The 20,755-nt window shown below is 75.4% G+C and carries 18 protein-coding genes; 11 read left to right on the forward strand and 7 right to left on the reverse strand.

Annotated elements, in window-relative coordinates; all coding sequences use genetic code 11:
- Nucleotides 1-227 precede the first annotated feature (227 nt).
- The 4 genes from GD880_RS06585 to GD880_RS06600 all read left to right on the forward strand — a co-directional run bounded on the left by GD880_RS06585 (nt 228) and on the right by GD880_RS06600 (nt 5,969).
- Entirely contained in the window at nt 228-1,229 is a 1,002-nt protein-coding gene (locus GD880_RS06585) for an IniB N-terminal domain-containing protein (RefSeq protein WP_152230823.1), read from the forward strand.
- 220 nt (nt 1,230-1,449) lie between these two features.
- Complete coding sequence (locus GD880_RS20285; protein ID WP_193314391.1) at nt 1,450-2,433, forward strand: IniB N-terminal domain-containing protein; 984 nt, start codon at nt 1,450-1,452, stop codon at nt 2,431-2,433.
- Nucleotides 2,434-2,523: 90 nt separating this feature from the next.
- A complete protein-coding gene (locus tag GD880_RS06595) occupies nt 2,524-4,365 on the forward strand; it encodes a dynamin family protein (protein ID WP_152230824.1) in 1,842 nt (613 codons plus the stop codon).
- Nucleotides 4,362-5,969, forward strand: coding sequence for a dynamin family protein (locus GD880_RS06600; protein WP_152230825.1), 1,608 nt, complete (start codon nt 4,362-4,364; stop codon nt 5,967-5,969). Before GD880_RS06595 ends, GD880_RS06600 begins: the two co-directional genes overlap by 4 nt.
- Here GD880_RS06600 and GD880_RS06605 read toward each other — a convergent pair.
- The 7 genes from GD880_RS06605 to GD880_RS06635 form a co-directional block, all read right to left on the reverse strand.
- Entirely contained in the window at nt 5,911-6,879 is a 969-nt protein-coding gene (locus tag GD880_RS06605) for a hypothetical protein (protein WP_152230826.1), read from the reverse strand. The genes GD880_RS06600 and GD880_RS06605 overlap by 59 nt on opposite strands.
- 135 nt (nt 6,880-7,014) lie before the next feature.
- On the reverse strand, nt 7,015-8,724 hold the full coding sequence (locus GD880_RS06610; protein WP_152230827.1) for a DUF885 domain-containing protein: 1,710 nt from the start codon (nt 8,722-8,724) through the stop codon (nt 7,015-7,017).
- On the reverse strand, nt 8,721-9,749 hold the full coding sequence (locus GD880_RS06615; protein ID WP_152230828.1) for a zinc-binding dehydrogenase: 1,029 nt from the start codon (nt 9,747-9,749) through the stop codon (nt 8,721-8,723). The genes GD880_RS06610 and GD880_RS06615 overlap by 4 nt, the downstream gene beginning before the upstream one ends.
- 34 nt (nt 9,750-9,783) lie before the next feature.
- Nucleotides 9,784-10,575, reverse strand: a complete 792-nt coding sequence (locus GD880_RS06620) for a class I SAM-dependent methyltransferase (protein WP_226909431.1) — start codon at nt 10,573-10,575, stop codon at nt 9,784-9,786.
- Between the two features lie 25 nt (nt 10,576-10,600).
- Nucleotides 10,601-10,990 (reverse strand): acyl-CoA carboxylase subunit epsilon, encoded by a 390-nt coding sequence (locus tag GD880_RS06625; RefSeq protein ID WP_152230829.1) that lies wholly within the window; start codon nt 10,988-10,990, stop codon nt 10,601-10,603.
- Nucleotides 10,987-12,612 (reverse strand): acyl-CoA carboxylase subunit beta, encoded by a 1,626-nt coding sequence (locus tag GD880_RS06630; protein ID WP_152230830.1) that lies wholly within the window; start codon nt 12,610-12,612, stop codon nt 10,987-10,989. The genes GD880_RS06625 and GD880_RS06630 overlap by 4 nt, the downstream gene beginning before the upstream one ends.
- A gap of 180 nt (nt 12,613-12,792) precedes the next feature.
- Nucleotides 12,793-13,659, reverse strand: a complete 867-nt coding sequence (locus GD880_RS06635) for a DUF559 domain-containing protein (RefSeq protein ID WP_152230831.1) — start codon at nt 13,657-13,659, stop codon at nt 12,793-12,795.
- A 414-nt stretch (nt 13,660-14,073) separates the two neighbouring features.
- Here GD880_RS06635 and GD880_RS06640 point away from each other — a divergent pair, with 414 nt between their 5' ends.
- The 7 genes from GD880_RS06640 to GD880_RS06670 all read left to right on the forward strand — a co-directional run bounded on the left by GD880_RS06640 (nt 14,074) and on the right by GD880_RS06670 (nt 20,534).
- Entirely contained in the window at nt 14,074-14,919 is an 846-nt protein-coding gene (locus tag GD880_RS06640) for a biotin--[acetyl-CoA-carboxylase] ligase (protein WP_152230832.1), read from the forward strand.
- A 118-nt stretch (nt 14,920-15,037) separates the two neighbouring features.
- Nucleotides 15,038-16,243, forward strand: coding sequence for an adenylate/guanylate cyclase domain-containing protein (locus GD880_RS06645; RefSeq protein ID WP_152230833.1), 1,206 nt, complete (start codon nt 15,038-15,040; stop codon nt 16,241-16,243).
- 52 nt (nt 16,244-16,295) lie between these two features.
- The gene (locus GD880_RS06650; RefSeq protein WP_152230834.1) at nt 16,296-16,484 is read left to right on the forward strand and encodes a hypothetical protein; all 189 of its coding nucleotides are present in this window, start codon (nt 16,296-16,298) and stop codon (nt 16,482-16,484) included.
- Between the two features lie 44 nt (nt 16,485-16,528).
- Nucleotides 16,529-17,215 (forward strand): response regulator transcription factor, encoded by a 687-nt coding sequence (locus GD880_RS06655; protein WP_152230835.1) that lies wholly within the window; start codon nt 16,529-16,531, stop codon nt 17,213-17,215.
- A 6-nt stretch (nt 17,216-17,221) separates the two neighbouring features.
- Entirely contained in the window at nt 17,222-18,544 is a 1,323-nt protein-coding gene (locus GD880_RS06660; RefSeq protein WP_152230836.1) for a sensor histidine kinase, read from the forward strand.
- A 77-nt stretch (nt 18,545-18,621) separates the two neighbouring features.
- A complete protein-coding gene (locus GD880_RS06665) occupies nt 18,622-19,854 on the forward strand; it encodes a sensor histidine kinase (protein ID WP_152230837.1) in 1,233 nt (410 codons plus the stop codon).
- Nucleotides 19,851-20,534, forward strand: coding sequence for a response regulator transcription factor (locus GD880_RS06670; protein WP_152230838.1), 684 nt, complete (start codon nt 19,851-19,853; stop codon nt 20,532-20,534). Before GD880_RS06665 ends, GD880_RS06670 begins: the two co-directional genes overlap by 4 nt.
- Nucleotides 20,535-20,755 lie beyond the last annotated feature (221 nt).

Consider the following 20,755-nt stretch of genomic DNA (forward strand, 5'->3'; position numbering starts at 1 on the left):
CGGCGGTCCGGATTCACCCGTCCGATCACCCGGCCCCCTCACCCCCGGGTGGCGGCCCCTGGTGCGCCCGGACGCCGGAACGCGTGGGCCCGGGCGGAGGCCCCATGCCCGGCCCGCGAAGCAGGGGCGGGAGCCCCGATGTGGTCGACACCTGTCCGGTCCTACGTTCGGCCCAGTCGGGCGGGACCCGCTCGGCCCCTGACGCTTCACGGACGAGGAGATCACCGATGGCCACCATCGCCAGCCAGCTGCTCGAGTTCCTCCTGCACCTCATGCGCGACCCGCAGGCTGCGGCCGAGTTCAACGCCGACCCCGAGGGCTACCTCGCGAGCTCTGGCCTCGCCAACGTCTGCAGCGCCGAGGTCGCGGCCGTCGCGCCGGTCGTGCTCGAGCACGCCGTCCGGCGAGAGGTCAGCACCGAGGCGTCGGCGCGTGCCGAGGCGTCGGCCCGCGCGGAGGCCTATGCCCGGGCGGAGGCCTCCGCGCGCGGCGAGCGCGACCACGGCCACCACCGTGACCGGGACGATGACCGTGACCACGGGCGCGACCATGACCGTGACCACGGGCGCGACCACGACCGTGACCACGACCACGACCACGCCGTGACCCAGCTGACCCACATCGTCAACAACTTCGAGTACACCAAGAACATCGACGACCGGGACACCATCACCGACCAGTCAATCCACCAGAACATCTGGGCCGACGGCGACGTCAAGCAGTGGTTCGACAACGACGCGATCATCGCCTCGGGCGACGACGCCGTCGCGGCCGGCGGCGACGCGCACGTCGACAGGTCCACCGACAACTCCACCAACGTCGAGGCCCACGACTCCACCGTCGAGGTGGGTAACACCGACATCGACGTCCGCGACTCCTTCAACGACGACCACTCCACCGACAACTCGGACCACTCGGTCGACGTGACCCGGGACTCCTACAACGACAACTCCGACCACTCCACCGACCTGGACCTCGACGTCTCCGACTCGTTCAACGACCAGTCCACCCACTCCGACATCGACATCACGGACTCCTTCACCCAGGACAACGACGTCGTCGACGCCAAGGACGCCGACATCGACGTCGACGCCTCGGACCACTCCACGACGGTCTCCGACGTCGGAAACACCGACGTCTCGGACAACGTCGTCGCGTACGACTCCTTCGACGACAACTTCTCGGACAACTTCTCCGACAACGACCTGGACGTCGACGGCGCGGCCTGACCTCGCGCCGGTGGCCGGCCCGCCCCCCTGGGCCGGCCACTGGTCCGGCCGGTTCGGGTGGCTACCGGGCGATGCCGCCCGACCCCTAGCCCGGGGGTCCCCCCACCCCCTAACGAGGGCCGGCACAGGCACGGGCAGGGCCCCGATGCCACCCGGCCGGGCGCGCCCTACGTTCGAGGCAGCGCGCCGTCGCCCGGGGCCATGACGACGAGGAGGCCCGATGACCACGATCGCCAACGCGTTGCTGGGATTCCTGATGCACCTGCTCAGGGACCCGGACGCGGCGGAGAAGTTCCGGGAGGACCCCGACGGCGAGCTGCACCGGGCGGGACTGGACGACGTCCAGCCCGACGACGTCGACGCGGTGCTGCCGGTGGTGCTGGACTACGCGCCGATCCGGGTCGACACCTCGTTCGACCGCGGCCCCGACGCCGGCGGCAGCCGGGCCGGGGCCGGCCGCGAGGGTCGGCGCGACGGCGGCGGCCAGGACCACGACCGCGGCGACTGGGCCCACGGCCGCGACGACGAACACGACTACGCCGTCCAGCAGCTGACGCACCTCGTCAACAGCTACGCACACGCCGCCACCGTGGACGACGGGGACACCGTCACGGACCAGGCGGTACACCACAACGTCTGGGCCGACGGCGGCGTCCTGCAGTGGTTCGACGACGACGCGCTCGCCGCCTCGGGCGACGGCGCCGTCGCCCCAGGTGACGTGGACGCGCACGGCTCCGCCGACAGCGCGACGACCGTCGGGGCTCACGACCCCGAGGTCGGCACCACCGACCTCGACCTCGAGGACTCGTTCTACGCCGACCACCCCACCGACGCCTCGGACCACTCGGCGGACCTCACGGAGGACTCGTTCACCGCCGGCTCCACCCACTCTCCGGACCTCGACCTGACGGACGCGTTCACCGACCAGGCGACCGACGTCGATGTCGACCTCGAGGACTCCTTCACCCCGGACGACGGCGCGGACCTCAAGGACGCCGACGGGGACGCCTGGGACAGCTCCACCCATGACGGCTCCGCGACGATCAGGGCCAACGAGGCGGGCACCACCGACCTCCCGGACGAGGTCGACATGCCCGACTCCCTCGACGGCCACGTCTCGGACGACGTCGCCGGACACGACCTCGGCCCGGACACCGTCGTCGACGACCTCGGCCCGGACGGACTGGGCGACGTTCCCGGCTGACCACCGCTCACCGGGCCACCTCGCGAGGGATTCCGGCCCCCGCGCATCGGCCCTGTGGTGCGATAGGTCCTCACGCCCGAGGGAGGGACCGTGGCAGATCTGGTCACGCTGGTCGATCAGTCGATCGCGCTGGTGCGCGACGGGGAACGCGCGGACCTACGCCGCCGCCTGGAGCAGACCCGGCGCCGGCTGCTCGACCCGACGATCCGCGTCTTCGTCGTCGGCGAGTTCAAGCAGGGCAAGAGCATGCTCATCAACGCCCTCGTCGGCGCGCCGGCGTGCCCGGTGGACGACGACGTCGCGACGGCGGTGCCCACCGTGGTCCGGCACGGCGAGCAGCCCACCGCGGCGGTGCTGCTCGCCGGCGGGGGAGAGGACGCCGCCGCCGAGCGGCGGCCGGTGCCGCTGGAGGACCTGCCCCGGTTCGTCACCGAGGCCGGCAACCCGGGCAACACCAAGCGGCTGGTCGGGGCCGAGGTCACGCTGCCGCGGGCGGTGCTGGCCGGCGGGCTGGCCCTCGTCGACTCCCCGGGGGTGGGCGGCCTGGACTCGGCCCACGCCCTGACCACCCTGACCGCGCTGCCCGCGGCGGACGCCGTGCTGGTCGTCTCCGACGCCTCCCAGGAGTACACCGAGCCGGAGATGCATTTCCTGCGCCAGGCGATGCGGGTGTGCCCCAACGTCGCCGCGGTGCTGTCGAAGACGGACCTGTACCCGCAGTGGCGGCGCGTGGCGGACCTCGACCGCGGCCACCTCGCCCGGGTTGCGGCCGACATCCCGCTCTTCCCGATCTCCTCGGTGCTGCGGCTGCACGCCGGCCAGCTCGGCGACCAGGAGCTCAACGCCGAGTCGGGCTTCCCCGCGCTGGTGGCCTACCTGCGCCGGGAGATCGTCGGCCAGGCCGAACGGCTCCAGCGCCGCTCGGTGGCGCACGACCTGGCCTCCACCGCCGAGCACCTGCGCCTGGCGCTGAGCGCCGAGCTCTCCGCCCTGCAGGACCCCGAGCGCACCCCGCAGCTGCTCGCCGAGCTCGAGGTGGCCAAGGACCGCGCCGACGAGCAGCGCAAGCGTTCGGCCCGCTGGCAGGTGACGCTCAACGACGGCATGGCCGACCTCATCGCCGACATGGACTACGACCTGCGCGACCGGCTGCGCGCCGTTCAGCGTGAGGCCGAGCAGGCCATCGACGCCGGCGACCCCGGGCCGGTGTGGGACCAGTTCGCCGACTGGCTCGACCAGCGGGTGGCCTCGGCGGTGTCCGAGACGTTCGTGTGGACCGCCGAGCGGTCGCAGTGGCTCGCCGAGCAGGTCGGCGGCCTGTTCGCGGAGGACGACGTGAACCTGCCGCGGCTGCAGGTCGAGGACACCGACGACGTCCTCGAGCCCGTCGCCCCCGTGCCCGACCTCGACCCCGGGCACGTCTCGGCGGTGCAGAAGATCCTCATCGGCATGCGCGGCTCCTACGGCGGGGTGCTGATGTTCGGCCTGCTCACCGGGATCGCCGGGCTGTCCCTGATCAACCCCATCTCGGTGGGCGCCGGGGTGCTGCTGGGCGGGAAGGTCTACCGCGACGACAGGGAGAACCGGCTGAAGCGGCGCCAGGCCGAGGCCAAGAGCATCGTGCGCCGCCAGATCGACGACGTGACCTTCCAGGTCGGCAAGCAGCTGCGGGACCGGCTGCGGGTGGTCCAGCGGGCCATTCGCGACCACTTCACCGAGATCGCCGAGGAGCACCACCGCTCCCTGACCGACTCGGTGCTCGTGGCCCAGCGTGCCGCCACGGTCTTCACCGCCGAGCGCGAGCAGCGGATGAAGAAGCGGCAGGCGGAGCTGGCGCGGGTGGAGGGGCTGCGCCGGCGCGCCGAGACGCTGGGCCGGGAGGCGGCGCCGGCGGGCGATGCACCATCGGACGCTGGTGCGGTGGTGCCGTGAGCACGGACGACGCCGTCCGCCGCCTGCTGCGCGACGCCCTCGAGGTCTACGGCGAGGACCCGGAGGCCGCCGCGTTGCTGCGCGGCTACACCGAGCGGCTCGACGGACCGTTGCGGGTCGCCGTCGCCGGCATGGTCAAGGCGGGCAAGTCCACCCTTCTCAACGCCGTCCTCGGGGAGGAGCTCGCCCCCACCGACACCGGCGAGTGCACGCGCGTGGTGACGTGGTACCGCCACGGGCCCGTCCCGCGGGTCACGCTGCACCCCGTCGCCGGCGAGCCGCGCCAGCTCCCGGTGCGCCGGGTGGACGGGCGCCTCCGGCTGGACCTCGGCGGCCTCCCGGCGGAGGCGGTGGCCCGGCTCGTCGTGGACTGGCCGACGACGAGCCTGCGCGAGCTGACCCTCATCGACACCCCGGGCATCGCCTCGCTCTCGACCGACGTCTCGGCCCGGGCGACGGCGTTCCTCACCCCCGACGACGCGCCGTCGGAGGCCGACGCCGTCGTCTACCTCCTGCGGCACCTGCACGGCTCGGACATCCACTTCCTCGAGTCCTTCCGGGACGCTGCGGCGGGCCGCTCGGGCACGGTCAACGCCCTGGCGGTGCTCTCCCGGGCGGACGAGGTGGGCGCCGGGCGGCTCGACACGATGGTCTCCGCCTGGGACGTCGCCGCCCGCTACCGGGAGGACCCGGTGCTGCGGCGGCTCGCGCTGGCGGTGGTGCCCGTCGCGGGGCTGCTCGCCCAGAGCGCCCGGACCCTGCGCCAGGCCGAGTTCAGCGCGCTGCGCGCCCTCGCGGGCCTGCCGCGGGAGGAGCGCGAGCGGCTGCTCCTGTCGGCCGACCGGTTCGCCCACGCCGCCGGCGCCCCGGTGGACCCGGAGGTGCGCGCGGCGCTGCTCGAGCGCTTCGGGATGTTCGGGCTGCGCCTGGCCATGGTGCTGATCCGCAGCGGCATCGACGACCCCACCGAGCTCGCCCGCGACCTGGCCCGCCGCAGCGGGCTCGGGGAGCTGCAGCGCCTGCTCGACGGGCAGTTCCAGGCCCGCGCGGCCCAGCTCAAGGCGCGGACGACGCTGGTGGGCCTGGAGGCGCTGCTGCGCGAGCGGCCCCGGGCGGGCGCCGAACGGCTCGCCGCCGAGGTCGAGCGGGTGCAGGCCGGGGCGCACGAGTTCCGCGAGCTGCGGCTGCTCGCGGCCGCCCGCACGTCCGGGCTGCCGGTGCCGGCCGCGCTCGGGGCGGAGGCCGAGCGCCTGGTGGGCGGGGCGGGGGTCGGCGCCGCGCGCCGGCTGGGGCTTGCCGACGACGCCGCGCCGGCGGACGTGCGCGAGCACGCGCTCGCCGCCCTGCGCCGCTGGCGGACGTTGGCTGCCAGCCCGCTGACGGACCGGGCAACGGCCGCGGTGTGTGAGGTGGTGGCGCGCAGCTGCGAGGGTCTGGTGGCCGCGGCCGGCGGGGTGGAGCGTCAGCGGCTGGTGCTGCGGGCGGAGCCCGCGGGGAGGGGGCGTCCCGCTGGCGCGCGGACGGCGGACACGGCAGCGGGGCCGGTCACGCCCGGGACGCCGGCTCCGCGCGGAACCAGCGCGTCGCCGAGGGCGCGAGGCTGACGATCCAGGCCGCCGCGGCCAGCAGCAGCTGGGCGACCAGCGGCCAGCGCACCCCGGCACCGGCCGTTCCGGGCGCGGCGAGGTAGGCGTCGGCGAGGACCATGACGGCGGCGTGGACGACGAGCACGACCAGCAGGGCGATGCGCGCCCACGCGCGCCGGCCCATCATCGTCCGCAGCAGCAGCGCCTCGACGACGATGACCAGCAGCACCGCCGCGAGGGAGCCCCAGAAGATCAGCCGCCCGAGCGACTCGAGGGAGGCCGGGTCCCGGGTGGGGTCGAGCTCGGTCACCAGCTCGGTCAGCCGCTGCTGACCGGCGGTCCGGTCCACCCAGGCGAAGCCGACCGCCACCAGGCCGGCGACGAAGCTCAGCAGCCACAGGGTGCGGCTGGTGAGGATCGAGCGCGGCGGCGGGATCCGTCGGCGCACCGGGGCGGGGGTCTCCGCCGAGAGCGGCGGACGCGGCGGCGGGCCGGAGCGCTGGGCCGGGCGCTTGGTGAGCGGCTCGGTCGGTGCCGCACCGCCGGTGTCGGGCGGGGTGGTCGGAGCGGGCTGGGGCGTCGGTGCGGTGGAGGCCGGCGGCGTCGTCGCGGCGCCGGACGGCGCGGTCGGCGCCGGGCTCGTCGCCGGCGTCACCGGGACACCGAACCCGGGCGTCGGTCCCGAGGGGGCCGAGCCCGGCGGCTGCACCCCGGACGGGCGGACCGGCGCGCGGCGGGTGCCCCCGGGCGGGGTGGTCGCCCCTCGCTGGGTGCCGCCGGGCGGGGTGGCGGGCGCCGGGCGAGCCTCCTCAGCCGCGGGACGGGTCTCCTCGGCGGGGCCGGGAGCTGGCCCCGGCGCCCGGTGACGCCCGGACCGGCGCCGCGTGACGCCGTCGGCGGCCTCGTCAGGGGTGCGCTCCTGCGACATGATCGCAATCTAATCGCCGCCTGCGCGGACCGCCCCAGGATCGGGGGCGGGCCGCCCAGCCCAGGATCGGGATGCGTCGTCCAGCCGGGATCGCCCCGGCCGGCCCAGCCCGGGATCGCGCCGGCCGCCCGTGATTCAGACCAACGCCTCGCGCAGCACGTCCAGGCCCACCGAGCCGACGTCGAGCGCGCGGCGGTGGAACGCCTTGAGGTCGAAGACTGCGCCGTCGCGCTCGGCGGCGGCGCGGGCGTCGTCGCGGATCTCCTCCCACAGCCGCTGGCCGATCTTGTAGCTCGGCGCCTGGCCGGGCCAGCCGAGGTAGCGGTCGAGCTCGAAGGCCAGGAAGCCCTCGGCCATGTTGGCGTTGGCGGTGAGGAACGGCCAGGCTTTGGCGGCGTCCCAGGTGCCCCCGCCCCACTGCTCGGGGGCGGGCTTGCCCAGGTGGACGCCGATGTCGAGGACCACGCGGGCGGCGCGCAGACGCTGCCCGTCGAGCATGCCCATGCGGTCGCCGGGGTCGTCGAGGAAGCCGAGGTCGGCCATGAGCCGCTCGGCGTACAGGGCCCAGCCCTCGCCGTGCCCGCTGACCCACGAGGCCATCCGGCGCCACATGTTCAGCAGGTCGGCGCGGTAGACGGTCTGCCCGATCTGCAGGTGATGGCCCGGCACGCCCTCGTGGTAGACGGTGGTCTTCTCGCGCCAGGTGGCGAAGTCGGTGACGCCCGGCGGCACGGACCACCACATGCGGCCCGGGCGGGAGAAGTCCGCGGAGGGGCCGGTGTAGTAGATCCCGCCGGACTGCGTCGGGGCGATGCGGCACTCCAGGCGCCGCACCGGGTCGGGGATGTCGAACTGGGTGCCCGCCAGGGCGGCGACGGCGGCGTCGGAGGTGGCCTGCATCCACTCCCGGAGGGCCGCGGTGCCCTTGAGCATCCGGGCGGGGTCGCGGTCGAGGCGGTCCATGGCCTCGCGGATGTCGGTGCCGGGGCCATAGAGCTGGTCGGCGACGGCCTGCTGCTCGGCGACCACGCGGGCCAGCTCGTCCAGCCCCCACGCGTACGTCTCGTCCAGGTCGACGACGGCGCCGAGGAAGTACCGCGACCACAGCGCGTAGCGCTCGCGGCCGACGGCGTCCGCCTGCGGGGCGGCGGGGGCGATCTCCTCGCGCAGCACCGCAGCGAGCTCGGCGTAGGCCTGGCGGGCGGCGCGGGCGCCGTCGTCGAGCGCGGCGGCCAGGGGACCGGAGGGCGCGGCGTCGTCGGGCAGGGCGGTGCGGGTGAAGGTGGTGAAGAAGGAGGTCGTGCCCTCGGCGAGCTCGTCCGCCTGCTTGATGCAGGCCTCGACCTGCCGGATGGCGGCGACCTGGCCGCGGTCCCGGGCGGTGCGCAGCGACTCCGCGTAGCCGGCGAGGGCGGCGGGGACGGCGCCGAGACGCTGGGCGATGGTCTCCCAGTCGGCGGTGGTCGCCGTCGGCATGAGGTCGAAGACGTCCCGGACGGCCTGGACGGGCGAGGCGATGACGTTGAGCTCGCGGGTCAGCTCGCCGGCGTCGGCCAGCTCGACGGCGAGGCCGAGGCGCTCGCCCATCGCGGCGTGGGTGACGCGGTCGATCTCGTCGGCCGGGGTGAGCCGTGCGAGCTCGGCGAGCGTGGCCCGGGCGAGGTCGGCGCGGGCGGCGGTGCCGGCGGGGGAGAGGTCCGGCATCTCGGTGTCGTGGCCGGGCAGGCCGAGGTTGGTGGCCTCGAGCGGGTCGAGGGCGACGCTGCGCTCGACGTAGGCGTCCGCGAGGGCGTCCGTGGGCGTGGGCCGGCGAACGGTGGTGGTGGGCTGGCGGGTTTCGGTCACCCGGCCGAGCCTAGCGGCCGGCCCCCGAGCGCCCGCCGGGATTGCCCGGCCTGCTGGCGGACCAGGACGACCTTGCCCAGCGCCCGGCGCGCCTCGAGGTCCGCGTGCGCGCAGGCGGCCTCGGCCAAGGGATAGGTCGTGACGAGCGGGCGCCACGCGCCGGCGCCGACCCGGTCCAGCGCGCGGGCGGCGAGCCCCCGGATCCCGCCGGGCAGCGCCTGCATCCGCGGCCCGAGGCTCCAGCCGACGCTGATCGAGCGCGAGACGACGTCGGAAGTGTCGAAGCGGGTGGGCGCCCCGGCGGAGTAGCCGAACGTCACCAGGCGGCCGCCCGGGCGCAGGAGCTCCAGGGCACGCCGGCCCACGTCGCCGCCGACGCCGTCGTACACCAGCGTCACGCCGCCGGTGCCCGCCCGGACCGCCTCCGCCCAGCCGGGCTCGGTGTAGTCGGCGACGAGGTCGGCGCCCAGCGGGGTCAGCGCGGCCACCCGGTCCGGGCCGCCGGCCGCGGCGACCACGGTCGCGCCCGCCGCCTGCGCGCCCTGGACCAGCAGCCAGCCGAGCCCGCCGGCCGCGGAGGGGACCAGCACGACGTCGTCGGGCGTGGGCGGCTCGAGCTCGAGGACGCCCTGGGCGGTGCGGCCGGTGCCGACCGCGGCGACCGCAGCGGGGAACGGCACGTGGTCCGGCACCGGAAGCAGGGACCCGACGGCGGTGACCGCCTGCTCGGCGTACCCGCCCGGGACCATGCCGAGATGGGCGACGACCCGGCGGCCCAGCCAGGAGTCGCCGACCCCGGGGCCGACCCGGTCGACGACGCCGGCCACCTCGCGGCCGGGAATGGTGGGCAGCTCGGGGGCGGGCATCGGCCCGGGCTCGCCGCGGCGCAGGCTGGTGTCCAGGAGGTGCACCCCGCTGGCCTCGACCACCACCCGCGCCTGGCCCGCGGCGGGCGTCAGGTCGGGCACCTCGTCGAGGACCAGGTTGGTGGGCGGACCGAACTCGTGAAGGCGTATCGCGCGCATGGTGGCGATTGGACAAGGTAAAGCGCGGTTGAGGTCAAGCCCCGGGCCGGCGACCCCGGACGGCCCAGGCGCGCGCCGCCAGGCTGATGGCGCCGTCGGCCGAGACGGGCAGCCGACCGCGGAACGCCCGGGCGAGCGTGGTGCGCTGCCGCGGCCCGAGCGAGCCGACGTAGCCCGGTGCCGGGCCCTGGCCGCCGAGGAACGGCGTCCACAGCTCCTGGAAGCGGGCGAAGCGCCGGGAGACGATGATCGCGCTGGTCGCGACGTCACCCAGCCCGGCGGACCGGAAGAGCGCGGCCAGCGGACGAGGGGCGCAGAGCGGGAAGCGGCGGCGTTCGTCGACGCGGTCGGCGTCCGGGTCGACGGCGACCGCCGCGGCCCAGAACTCCCGCAGGAGCTCCATGCCGCCGGCGTAGTCCCACACGTACGCGGCCACCCATCCGCCGGGCCGGGTTACCCGCGTCATCTCCGCCACGGCGGCGGCCGGATCGGGCAGGAAGTTGAGCACCAGCCCGCTCACGCACCGGTCCACGCTGCCGTCCTCGAGCGGCAGGGCAGCGGCGTCCGCCACGGCGAAGCGGACCCGGGGATCGGTTCCGGGGGAGCGGGCGGCGCTGACGAGTGCCGGGGAGGAGTCGACGCCGGTGACGCAGGTCGGTTCGGTGGCCGCGATGGCAGCGGTGAGCGCGCCGGTGCCGCACCCCACGTCCAGCCAGGTCAGGCCCGGGGCCGCGCCCAGCCAGCGGACGAACTGCACGGCGACCGGGCGACTCCAGCGGCCCATGTACCCCTCGTAGGCGTTGCCGGCGTCCCACACGTCCGCCACGGCACGAGGGTAGGCCCGGCCGCGGTCAGGGGTGGAGGGACCACCGCCACGCCCCGACGCCCGGGGCCGGCGGCCGGCCGATCACGCGGCCGCGGTCGGTCCAGCGGGTCCGCACGGCCTCGGCCGCCTCGTCCGGCAGGCCGCCGAGCTCGTCCACCCGGCCGCGGGCGGCGACGATCCCCGCCACCAGGGCGGCGAGCTCGACCTCGTCGGGTCGCCCGTGCACCACCCGCACGTCCGGCGGCGCGGGCGCGGCGGCCGGTGCCGCGGGGGGCGCTGGCGGGGCCGCCAGGGCGACGGCGACGACGTCGTCCTCCCCGTCCGCGGACCACTCCGCGGGGGACGCGGGCCCGACCGGCGCGGGCGGGACCGGGGCGCGGTGGCGGTCGCGGCGGACCAGGCTCACGGCGCTCACAGCGGGATGTTCCCGTGCTTCTTGGCGGGCCCGGCGGCCCGCTTGGTGCGCAGCGCCCGCAGCGCCTTGACCACGTGCACGCGGGTGTCGGCCGGCGCGATCACGCCGTCGATGAAGCCGCGCTCGGCGGCGTCCCAGGGGTTCACCAGCGCCTCCTCGTAGTCGGCCACGAGCCGGGCTCGCTCGGCCTCGACGTCGCCGCCCTCGTCCGCGACCTTCTGCAGGGCGCGCCGCTGCAGGATGTTCACCGCCCCGCCCGAGCCCATGACGGCGATCTGCGCCGTGGGCCAGGCGAGGTTGACGTCCGCGCCGAGCTTCTTCGAGCCCATGACGATGTACGCCCCGCCGTAGGCCTTGCGGGTGATGAGCGTGACCAGCGGGACGGTGGCCTCGGCGTAGGCGTAGATGAGCTTGGCGCCCCGGCGGATGATGCCGTTCCACTCCTGGTCGGTGCCCGGCAGGAAGCCGGGCACGTCCACGAACGTCAGCACCGGGATGTTGAACGCGTCGCAGGTGCGCACGAACCGCGCCGCCTTCTCCGAGGCGTTGATGTCCAGCGTGCCGGCCATCTGCAGCGGCTGGTTGGCGACGATCCCCACCGGGCGGCCCTCGACGTGCCCGAACGCGGTGATCATGTTCGGGGCGTAGCCGGGCTGGACCTCGAGCATCTCGCCGTCGTCGAGCACGTGGTCGATCACGGTGCGCATGTCGTAGGGCTGGTTGTCCGAGTCCGGCACGAGGGTGTCGAGCTCGCGGTCGGCGTCGGTGACCTCCAGCGCGGCCTCCGCCTCGGCCGGCGAGACCGGCCAGCTCGGCGGCTCCGAGAGGTTGTTGCTGGGCAGGTAGGACAGCAGCGCGCGGACGTAGTCCAGGGCGTCGTCCTCGTCGGCGGCCCGGTAGTGGGCCACGCCGGAGCGCTGGGCGTGGGTGGCCGCCCCGCCGAGCTCCTCGAAGCCGACCTCCTCGCCGGTGACCGCCTTGATGACGTCCGGGCCGGTGATGAACATGTTCGAGGTGCCCTCGGCCATGACGATGAAGTCCGTCAGGGCGGGGGAGTAGACGGCCCCGCCGGCCGAGGGGCCGAGGATGAGCGAGATCTGCGGGATGACGCCGGAGGCGGCGACGTTGCGGCGGAAGATCTCGGCGAACTGGGTCAGCGCCGCCACGCCCTCCTGGATGCGGGCGCCGCCGCCGTCGGAGATGCCGATCAGCGGCACCCCGGTGCGCAGCGCCATGTCCATGACCTTGGTGATCTTCTGCCCGTGCATCTCGCCGAGCGAGCCGCCGAAGACGGTGAAGTCCTGGGAGTAGACGCACACCTGGCGCCCGTCGACGGTGCCGAAGCCGGTGACGACGCCGTCGCCGGCCAGGCGCTTCTTCTCCAGCCCGAAGTTGGTCGAGTGGTGCGTGGCGAAGGCGTCGAGCTCGGTGAACGAGCCCGGGTCGAGCAGGGCCTCGATGCGCTCGCGGGCCGACTTCTTGCCGCGCTTGTGCTGCTTCTCCGCCGCCCCCTCGGCCGGGCCGGTGAGGTCCCGGGCGGTGCGCTCGGCGAGGGCCTGGAGCTTGTGCTCGGTGCTGGGAGACGGCGGAGCCGCGGTCGCGGAGGAGGTCGAATCGGTCACTTGCGACAGCGTACTTGTCGCTTCCCCACCACCCGGTTGCACACATGCGCGGGTCTGGCGCCGCGGGCTTGTGTGGTTCCCACAATCGCGTCGGGGTGCGGTCCGGGTGTCGCGACGGAAGGCGGCGTCGTGTCGCGACGCAAGTCGGCGTCGTGTCGCGACGCAAGGCGGCGTCGGCGGTCACCTGGTCCGGCTGGCGGCCGCGCGCGCGACGGCCTGCCTGATGTCCTCCACGACCAGGTCGACGGCCGTCATGACCTCGTCCCGGGTGAACCGCAGCACGACGAACCCGCGCGCCAGCAGCTCGCGGTCCCGGCGCCGATCCTCCTGGAACTCGCGCCGGCCGGAGTGGTAGGCGAACCCGTCGCACTCGACGACGACCCCCTCCTCGACGACCAGGTCGACCTCTCCGACGCCGGGGATCCCGACGCCGGCCCGCACCGCCAGTCCGGCGGCCTTGAGGTGCAGCCGGGCGCGGGTCTCGGTGACCGATCGGCTGCGGCCGTCGCACCGGCCCAGCGCGAGCCGGGCCCGTACGCTGCCCGGGCCGTTGAGGAGCCGGTCGATCTCCTCGACGGTGACGAGGCCGCGGTTCAGCGCGGAGTCGACCATCACGATTGCCGCCTCGGCGCGCTGACAGCGCAACGCCCGGGCCAGGGCGTCGGCGATCGGGACGATCGGCAGGAGCGGGTTCGCCGGGGTCACCCAGCCGGACTCGCGGTGCAGCGTCGCCTCGCGCGCCGGTCGCGACGGGCGTCGGCCCAGCCCGCGGGCGCGGGGCACCGCGAGATGGACACGGTCCGCCGGCTCGAGGGTCGCCAGGCCGTAGAAGACGGCGGCGCTGACGCAGCTGATGGCACCGTGCACCCGGCGGGCGGCGACGAGCGCGGGGTGCGCGTCCGGCAGCGCCACCCAGCCCTGGCCGAGGTCCTGGAGATGACCGGCGAGCACGGCGCCGGCGAGGGCGCAGCGTTCGGCGGCGGTGCGTGCGAGGTCCGCACGGCGGGCGACCCCGCGGTGCTGGTGCAGCCGCTCAAACGGGTCCATCCGTCGACGATCGAGGAGCGGGGCTGTGCCGCGGGCAGCCCCGGCCGTCCGCTGTGGATGGACAGGCGCCACGGATCCGGGTCGCGCTCGTGCGGCCCGCATCCCATCGTCAGCGCCGCGACCGTCAGGGCCGCGGCGTCGACACCCGTGCCGGGGCTACGCATCGGAACGTTCCGGGGTTCCGTTGGCATCGCCGGGCAGCGGTGCCAAAACACCACAAGTGGTGCTGGTGAGGCGATCTGGGCCGACCTTCGTGTCACACCAGTCACTCCAGCACCGGTTGTGGCGTTCCGAGCGTCGTCCCTCGGGAGACACGGCCCAAGCGACCATCACCGGCCGCGCGGGGGCCGGATGCCACCCCTGCGCCGGCCGGGATGCCACCCTCTGCGGCGGCCGGGATGCCACCCTTGTGCCATGACCGCGCACGAGCTGAGGCCCTTCACCCACGTGCTGCACGTGGACCGCACGGGCTCGACGAGCACCGACCTGCGCGAGGCCGCCACCGCGGACCCCGCCGCCTGGCCGCACCTGTCCGTCCTGGTCGCCGACGCCCAGGAGGCCGGTCGCGGCCGGGCGGGGCGGTCGTGGGTCACCGCGCCGGGCACCGCGCTGACCGCCTCGGTGCTGCTGCGCCCGCGCGTGCCCGCCGGGCGCCTCGCCTGGGTCACGCTGCTCGCCGGCCTGGCGGTCAAGCGGGCGACGGCCGAGCTGACCGGGCTGCCCACCGGGGTGAAGTGGCCCAACGACGTCCTCGTGCTGCGCGCGGGGGACGAGGAGATCGACGGCTGGGGCACCGACCGCAAGGTCGCCGGCATCCTCGCCGAGGTGCTGCCCGAGCCGCACCCGGAGGCCGAGCCCGGGGTCGTCATCGGCATCGGCGTCAATGTCGCCCAGGGCGAGGCGGGGCTGCCGGTGCCGTGGGCCACCTCGCTGCACCTGGCCGCCGGACGGGCCGGCGCGGCGGCTCGCCCCACCGTGTCGGAGGTGCTGCTCGCGTGCGGGCGTCACCTCGCCGCCCTCGTCGCGCGCTGGGAGGAGTTCGACGGCGATGCGCACGCCGCCGGCCTGGCCGAGCAGGTCCGCGGGGCGTGCGTGACCCTGGGCCGGCGGGTGCGCGCCGAGCTGCCCGGTGGGCAGGCGGTCATCGGCGTGGCGGTGGAGCTCGACCCGGACGGACACCTCGTCGTCCGCACCCCCGACGGCGCGCGGACCACCGTGCGCGCCGGCGACGTGCTGCACATGCGTACCGCCGGGGCGTGAAACCGAGCCGGGCCACCCGAGCACGGCGGCGTGCCGCCGGACGAGGGAGGCGGCTGGCCAGCCGTGCCAGTGACCGACGTCCGGAATTGCTCCCAGGGACGCGCGTTAGGCTCCCTCTGTGAGCACGGATACAGGCAGGACCGCACCCGATCCTCGACCGGGTACTCCTTCCGACAACCCGGCCACCCCCGTCCCTACCGAGGCCCTGCCGGACGGCGTGCACGTCGAGGCCGGGGGCCCGCCGCCGCCCGGGATCCCGCCGGCGCCCGGCAGCAGCGGGCTCGACGACGGCATCGACGTCCCGGACACCCAGGAGCCCCCGTCGTCCACCGTCACCGCCCGGATCGAGGCGATGCTCGGCGGGCCCCGCACCATGACGATCGTCGAGCTGGCCGAACGGGCCGGCGTGAACGTGGACTTCGCGCGCACCTTCTGGAAGGCGATGGGCTTTCCCAACGTGCGCGACACCAGCGTCATCTTCGGCGAGTACGACGTGCGGGCGCTGCGCTCGATGGCCCAGCTCATCGAGGACGACACCATCGACACCACCACGGCGATCTCGCTGCTGCGCGCCCAGTCGCACATGACGGACCGGCTGGCGCTGTGGCAGACCGAGGCGCTGGTGGAGGGGGTCGCCCGGCGCCGCCACCTCGACGACGTCTCCGCGCGCCTCGTGGTGCTCGACAAGATCACCGACGTGGTCGAGGTGCTGCAGGCCCAGCTGGACTACTCCTGGCGGCGCCAGCTGGCGGGGCTCATCGCCCGCACCGACGCCGAGGTCTCCCAGAGCCGGCGCGCCAGCACCGACCCGTTCCACATGCCGCTGCAGCGCGCCCTGGGCTTCCTCGACATGGTCGCCTACACCCGCCGCTCCACCGAGCTCGGCAGCCGGGCGCTGGCCGACCTCGTCCAGACCTTCGAGTACACCTCGCGCGATGTGATCACCACGCACGGGGCGCGGGTGGTCAAGACGATCGGGGACGCGGTGCTCTACATCGCCGACGACCTCGCCACCGCCGCGGAGGTGGCCGTCGAGCTCATCGCGGCGCTGCAGGCCAAGGAGAACATGCTGCCGGTGCGTGCCTCGCTGGTGTGGGGCGGGGTGCTCTCGCGCAACGGCGACGTCTTCGGCCCCACCGTCAACCTCGCCTCCCGGCTCGTCGACGTCGCCCCGCCCGGCGGCATCCTCATGGACCGCGACACCGCCGACGCGCTCGCGACGAGCCCGGTGGCGCGGCACTACACGATGGTCCCGCGCGAGGGCGTGGAGCTGCAGGGGCTGGGCGAGGTCCGCCCGATCGAGCTGCGCCGCATCCCCGAGTGAGTAGGCGGTAGGACCGTCCCGCCGGCCGCGCGCGCAGACAACGTCCGTCGCCATGGACACCGACGCGCCGGACGGCGTAGCGCGGTGGATCGCGCTGTGCCGGACGGCGCAGCGCGAATCATCTCGCGAACACCCGGCGAACGGCCCACGAACAGTGCCGCAATCGGCGTCCGGGACACCGCAATCCAGCGTCAGCACCCGCGAGCACGCCGCTCTGACCCGCAAGCACGCCGACCTGTGACACCGACTTGACCGAAACTTGACGCTCTGGCTTATGATCGCCGCGTGACTAACGTGCTGCTCGTTGAGGACGACCCGGCCATCTCGGAGCCGCTGGCCCGGGCCCTCGGCCGGGAAGGCTACGACGTGCGGCCGCACGGCACCGGGCAGGCCGCGCTGGACGACCTGTCCAACGGCGCCGACCTCGTGGTCCTCGACCTGGGCCTGCCGGACATGGACGGCCTCGACGTCGCCCGCAACATCCGCAACCAGGGCCTGACGCTGCCGATCCTCGTGCTCACCGCGCGCGCGGACGAGGTCGACCTCGTCGTCGGCCTGGACGCCGGCGCCGACGACTACGTCACCAAGCCCTTCCGCCTCGCCGAGCTGCTCGCCCGCGTCCGGGCCCTGCTGCGCCGCGCCGGCGGTGAGGTCACCGACGACGACGAGCTCGCCGCCCAGGACGTGCGCGTCGACGTCGCCGCCCACCGCGCCTTCCGCGGCGCGCGCGAGCTGCACCTGACCGCCAAGGAGTTCGAGCTGCTGCGGGTGCTCGTGCGCGAGGCGGGCTCCGTCGTCGGACGCGAGACCCTCATGCGCGAGGTGTGGGGCACCGACCCGACCGGCTCGACGAAGACCCTCGACATGCACGTGTCCTGGCTGCGGCGCAAGCTCGGCGACGACGCGAACGACCCGAAGTACATCACCACCGTGCGCGGGATGGGCTTCCGGTTCGAGACAGCCGGGAGCTAGTCCGCCGTGCGCCGCCGCGCGGTCCAGATGATCGTCGTGGCCGTCACGGTGGCGGTGCTGCTGCTGGGCGTGCCGATGGCGGTCCTGGGCGCTCTCTTCGTCTGGGACAGCGAGCAGGCCAGCCTCAACCAGCGGGTCTCCCAGCTCGGCCGCTCCGTGGAACGCCGGCTGGTGTCCGGTGAGGAGCTGGACCAGGACATGCTCGAGCCGTGGGTCGGCGGGGTGAACAACCTCGAGGCCTCCATCCTCGTGCAGAGCCCCGCCGGCGAGCAGTTCCGCGCCGGCCCGGTGTTCACCGACCCGGTCGTCCGCTCCCTGCAGATCACACCCTCCGGGGCGACGGTCCGGATGGACGTCGACGCCGGGGAGATCACCTGGCGCTCGGCCCAGGTGGTGCTGCTCGTCATCTTCGGCGCCGCCGTCGCCCTGGGCGTGGGCATCCTGCTCGCCCGCCACCAGGCCAGACGCCTCTCCGCGCCGCTGATCTACCTGGCTGCCTCCGCCGAGCAGATCGGCTCGGGGCAGGTGCGCCCGCGGATCAAGCCCTCGGGCATCGAGGAGATCGACCTGGTGGCCGCCGAGCTGGTGCGCACCGCCGACCGGATGGCCGGACGCCTGGCCGCCGAGCGGCAGTTCGCCGCCGACGCCTCCCACCAGCTGCGCACGCCGCTGACCGCGCTGTCGATGCGGCTGGAGGAGATCCTCGCGCTGAGCGACAGCGAGGAGGTCCGCGAGGAGGCCCGCGTCTCCCTCGAGCAGGTCGAGCGGCTCACCGGGGTGGTCGACGACCTGCTCAAGACCTCCCGCTCCGCCGGCGGTGGAACCACCGAGGCGGTGCACCTGGACGAGGTCTTCGCCCAGCAGCAGGAGGAGTGGGGCCGGCCCTTCCGCCGCGCCAAGCGCCAGCTCGTGTTCGACGACGCCGCCCACCTCGCGGTGCTGGCCACCCCCGGCGCGCTCGCCCAGGTGCTCGCCACCTTGCTGGAGAACGCCCTGAAGTACGGCGCCGGCACCACCAGGGTGGTCACCCGGGAGGCCTCCGCCGGCCAGGGGGTCTTCATCGACGTCTCCGACGAGGGCCCCGGCGTGGACGACGACCTCGCGCCCGACATCTTCACCAAGCACGTCTCCGGCGGCTCGGGCACCGGGCTGGGCCTGGCGCTGGCCAAGGACCTCGTCGCCGCCGACGGCGGCCGGCTCGAGCTGAGCCAGCGTCGACCGCCGGTGTTCACGGTCTTCCTCAACGCCGTGCCCAGGTCCCTCGACCCCGACGTCGTGCTGCCCCAGGGGGCGCTGATCTCGGTGGGGCGGCGCCGCCGGCGCCGCTGACCTCGGCATCCCCGGGCGGCCCGGCGTCCCCCGCGCGGGGGAGGACCGGCGGCCCCGGGGCCTGCCACACTGCCGCCATGCCCCTGCTCGCCCCGCTCACCAGCGGGTCCACGCTGCGCGCGGGCGTCTTCCTCATCGTCGGCGGCATCCTGCTGAGCGCCTACGCGCTGCTCGCGGTCGGCTTCGCCCAGATGGCCGCCGACCCGGCCGTCCCCATCGCCGCGGTGGCGGCGCTGGTCGCCGTCACCGCCGCCATCGCCCTCGCCCCGGTCGCGCTGCGCCCCGTGCACGCCATGGAGCGCCACGCCGCCCGGGCCCTGCTCGACGCCGACGTCCCGCCCGAGGCCGCCCCCTCGCCGGGCTCGCGGGCGCGCGGCGCCGTCTGGTACCTGCTGCACCTGGCCACGGGCGGGATCGCCACCTTCGCCGTCCTCAGTGCCGTGCCGCTCGGCGTCGCGCTGCTGGTCTGGCAGGTGGACCGGGGCGAGCTCCTCCGCGCCCCGCTCGGGGCCCTGGCCGAGCTGCACCCGGGGCTCGCCGTGCCGCTGGCGCTCGTGCTGGTCGCGGTGCCGGCCTACGTCGTCGCCGGGTTGCGGGCGCTGCTGCGCCGGGCCGCCCGGGCGCTGCTCGGCCCCTCCGCCGCCGAGCGCATCGCCGCGCTCGAGGCCCGGCAGCGCAGCCTCGCCGCCCGCAACCGGCTCGCCCGCGAGCTGCACGACACGGTCGGGCACGCCCTGACCGTCACCACCCTGCAGGCCGCCGCCGCCGCCCGGGCCTTCGACCGCGACCCCGCCTTCGCCCGCGCCGCCCTGGCCGCCATCGAGGAGACCGGCCGGGCCGCCGTCGCCGACCTCGACCGGGTCCTCGGCCTGCTGCGGGCCGGCGAGGACGGGCAGGACCGGCACGGCGACGCCCCCGTCCGGACCCTCGCCGACGTCCCGGCCCTGCTCGCCGAGGCGCGGCGGGCGGGCGTCGAGGCGAGCCTCGAGCTGCCCGAGCCGGCGGCGCTCGCCGCCCTGGCGCCGGTGACCTCCCGGGAGGCGTTCGCCGTCCTGCGCGAGGCGGTGACCAACGCGCTGCGCCACGGCGGGCGGCGCCTGGCCGTCGGCGTCCGGGTGGCCGACGGCGGCCTGGAGCTGGGCGTGGACAACGACGTCGCGGCCGGCCGGTGGCGCCGCCGCGGCGCCGGGCGCGGCCTGGCCGGGCTGCGCGAGCGGGTCGGCCTGCTCGGCGGGACGGTGACGTCGGGCCCGGCCGACGGCGGGTGGCGCCTGCGCGCCTACCTGCCCGACGAGGGGGTGGCGCGGTGAGCGTGCGGGTGCTGCTGGTCGACGACGAGGCGCTGGTGCGCGCCGGGCTCCGGGTAATCCTCGAGGGCGAGGCCGACCTCGACGTCGTCGGCGAGGTGGGCGACGGCGCCGACGTCGCCGACGCGGTGGGCAGGCTGACGCCGGACGTGGTGCTCATGGACGTGCGGATGCCGCGCGTGGACGGCCTCGCGGCGACCCGGGCGCTGGTCGAGCGGGCCGAGCGGATCGCGGCACCCGGCCCGCGGGTGCTCGTGCTGACGACGTTCGAGAACGACGACTACGTCTTCGACGCGCTGGCCGCCGGCGCCAGCGGCTTCCTGCTCAAGCGGGCACGGCCCGAGGAGGTCATCGAGGCGGTGCGGGTGGTGGCCCGCGGGGACAGCCTGCTCTTCCCGGCGGCGCTGCGTCGCCTGGCCGCGGGCCGTGTGCGTCCGGGCGCCGACGGGCTCGCCGGGGCCGGCCTGACCGGCCGGGAGCAGGAGGTGCTGCGGCTGGTGTGCGCCGGGCGGTCCAACGCCGAGATCGCCGCCGAGCTGTTCCTGGGCGTGGAGACCGTGCGCACCCACGTGGCCAACGTGCTGGCCAAGGTCGGCGCGCGCGACCGCACGCAGGCGGTCATCGCGGCGTACGAGTCCGGCTTCGTCGCGCCGGGCCCGGTCACGCCTGGCCCGCGCGGCTGAGCGGGCGCGTCCGGCCGGGACGCCCGGCTGGTCGGGCGGCGGCCGCACCCTCCACGCCGGCTCATGAGGTGGCGGCCCCGTCTCGGGCGGCACCCTAGGAGCGTGGGTCAGTAACACGCCAGGGGTGGTCCGCTATTGATGGGCTTGTCGGCGGGAGAATCGGGGAGTGAGCGGCGAGGGGTTGTTCGAGGCGGGTCCGTTTCGGGTGGGGCGGGTCGGGG

This window comes from Georgenia ruanii (genome assembly GCF_009193175.1).
Classification (GTDB): domain Bacteria; phylum Actinomycetota; class Actinomycetes; order Actinomycetales; family Actinomycetaceae; genus Georgenia; species Georgenia ruanii.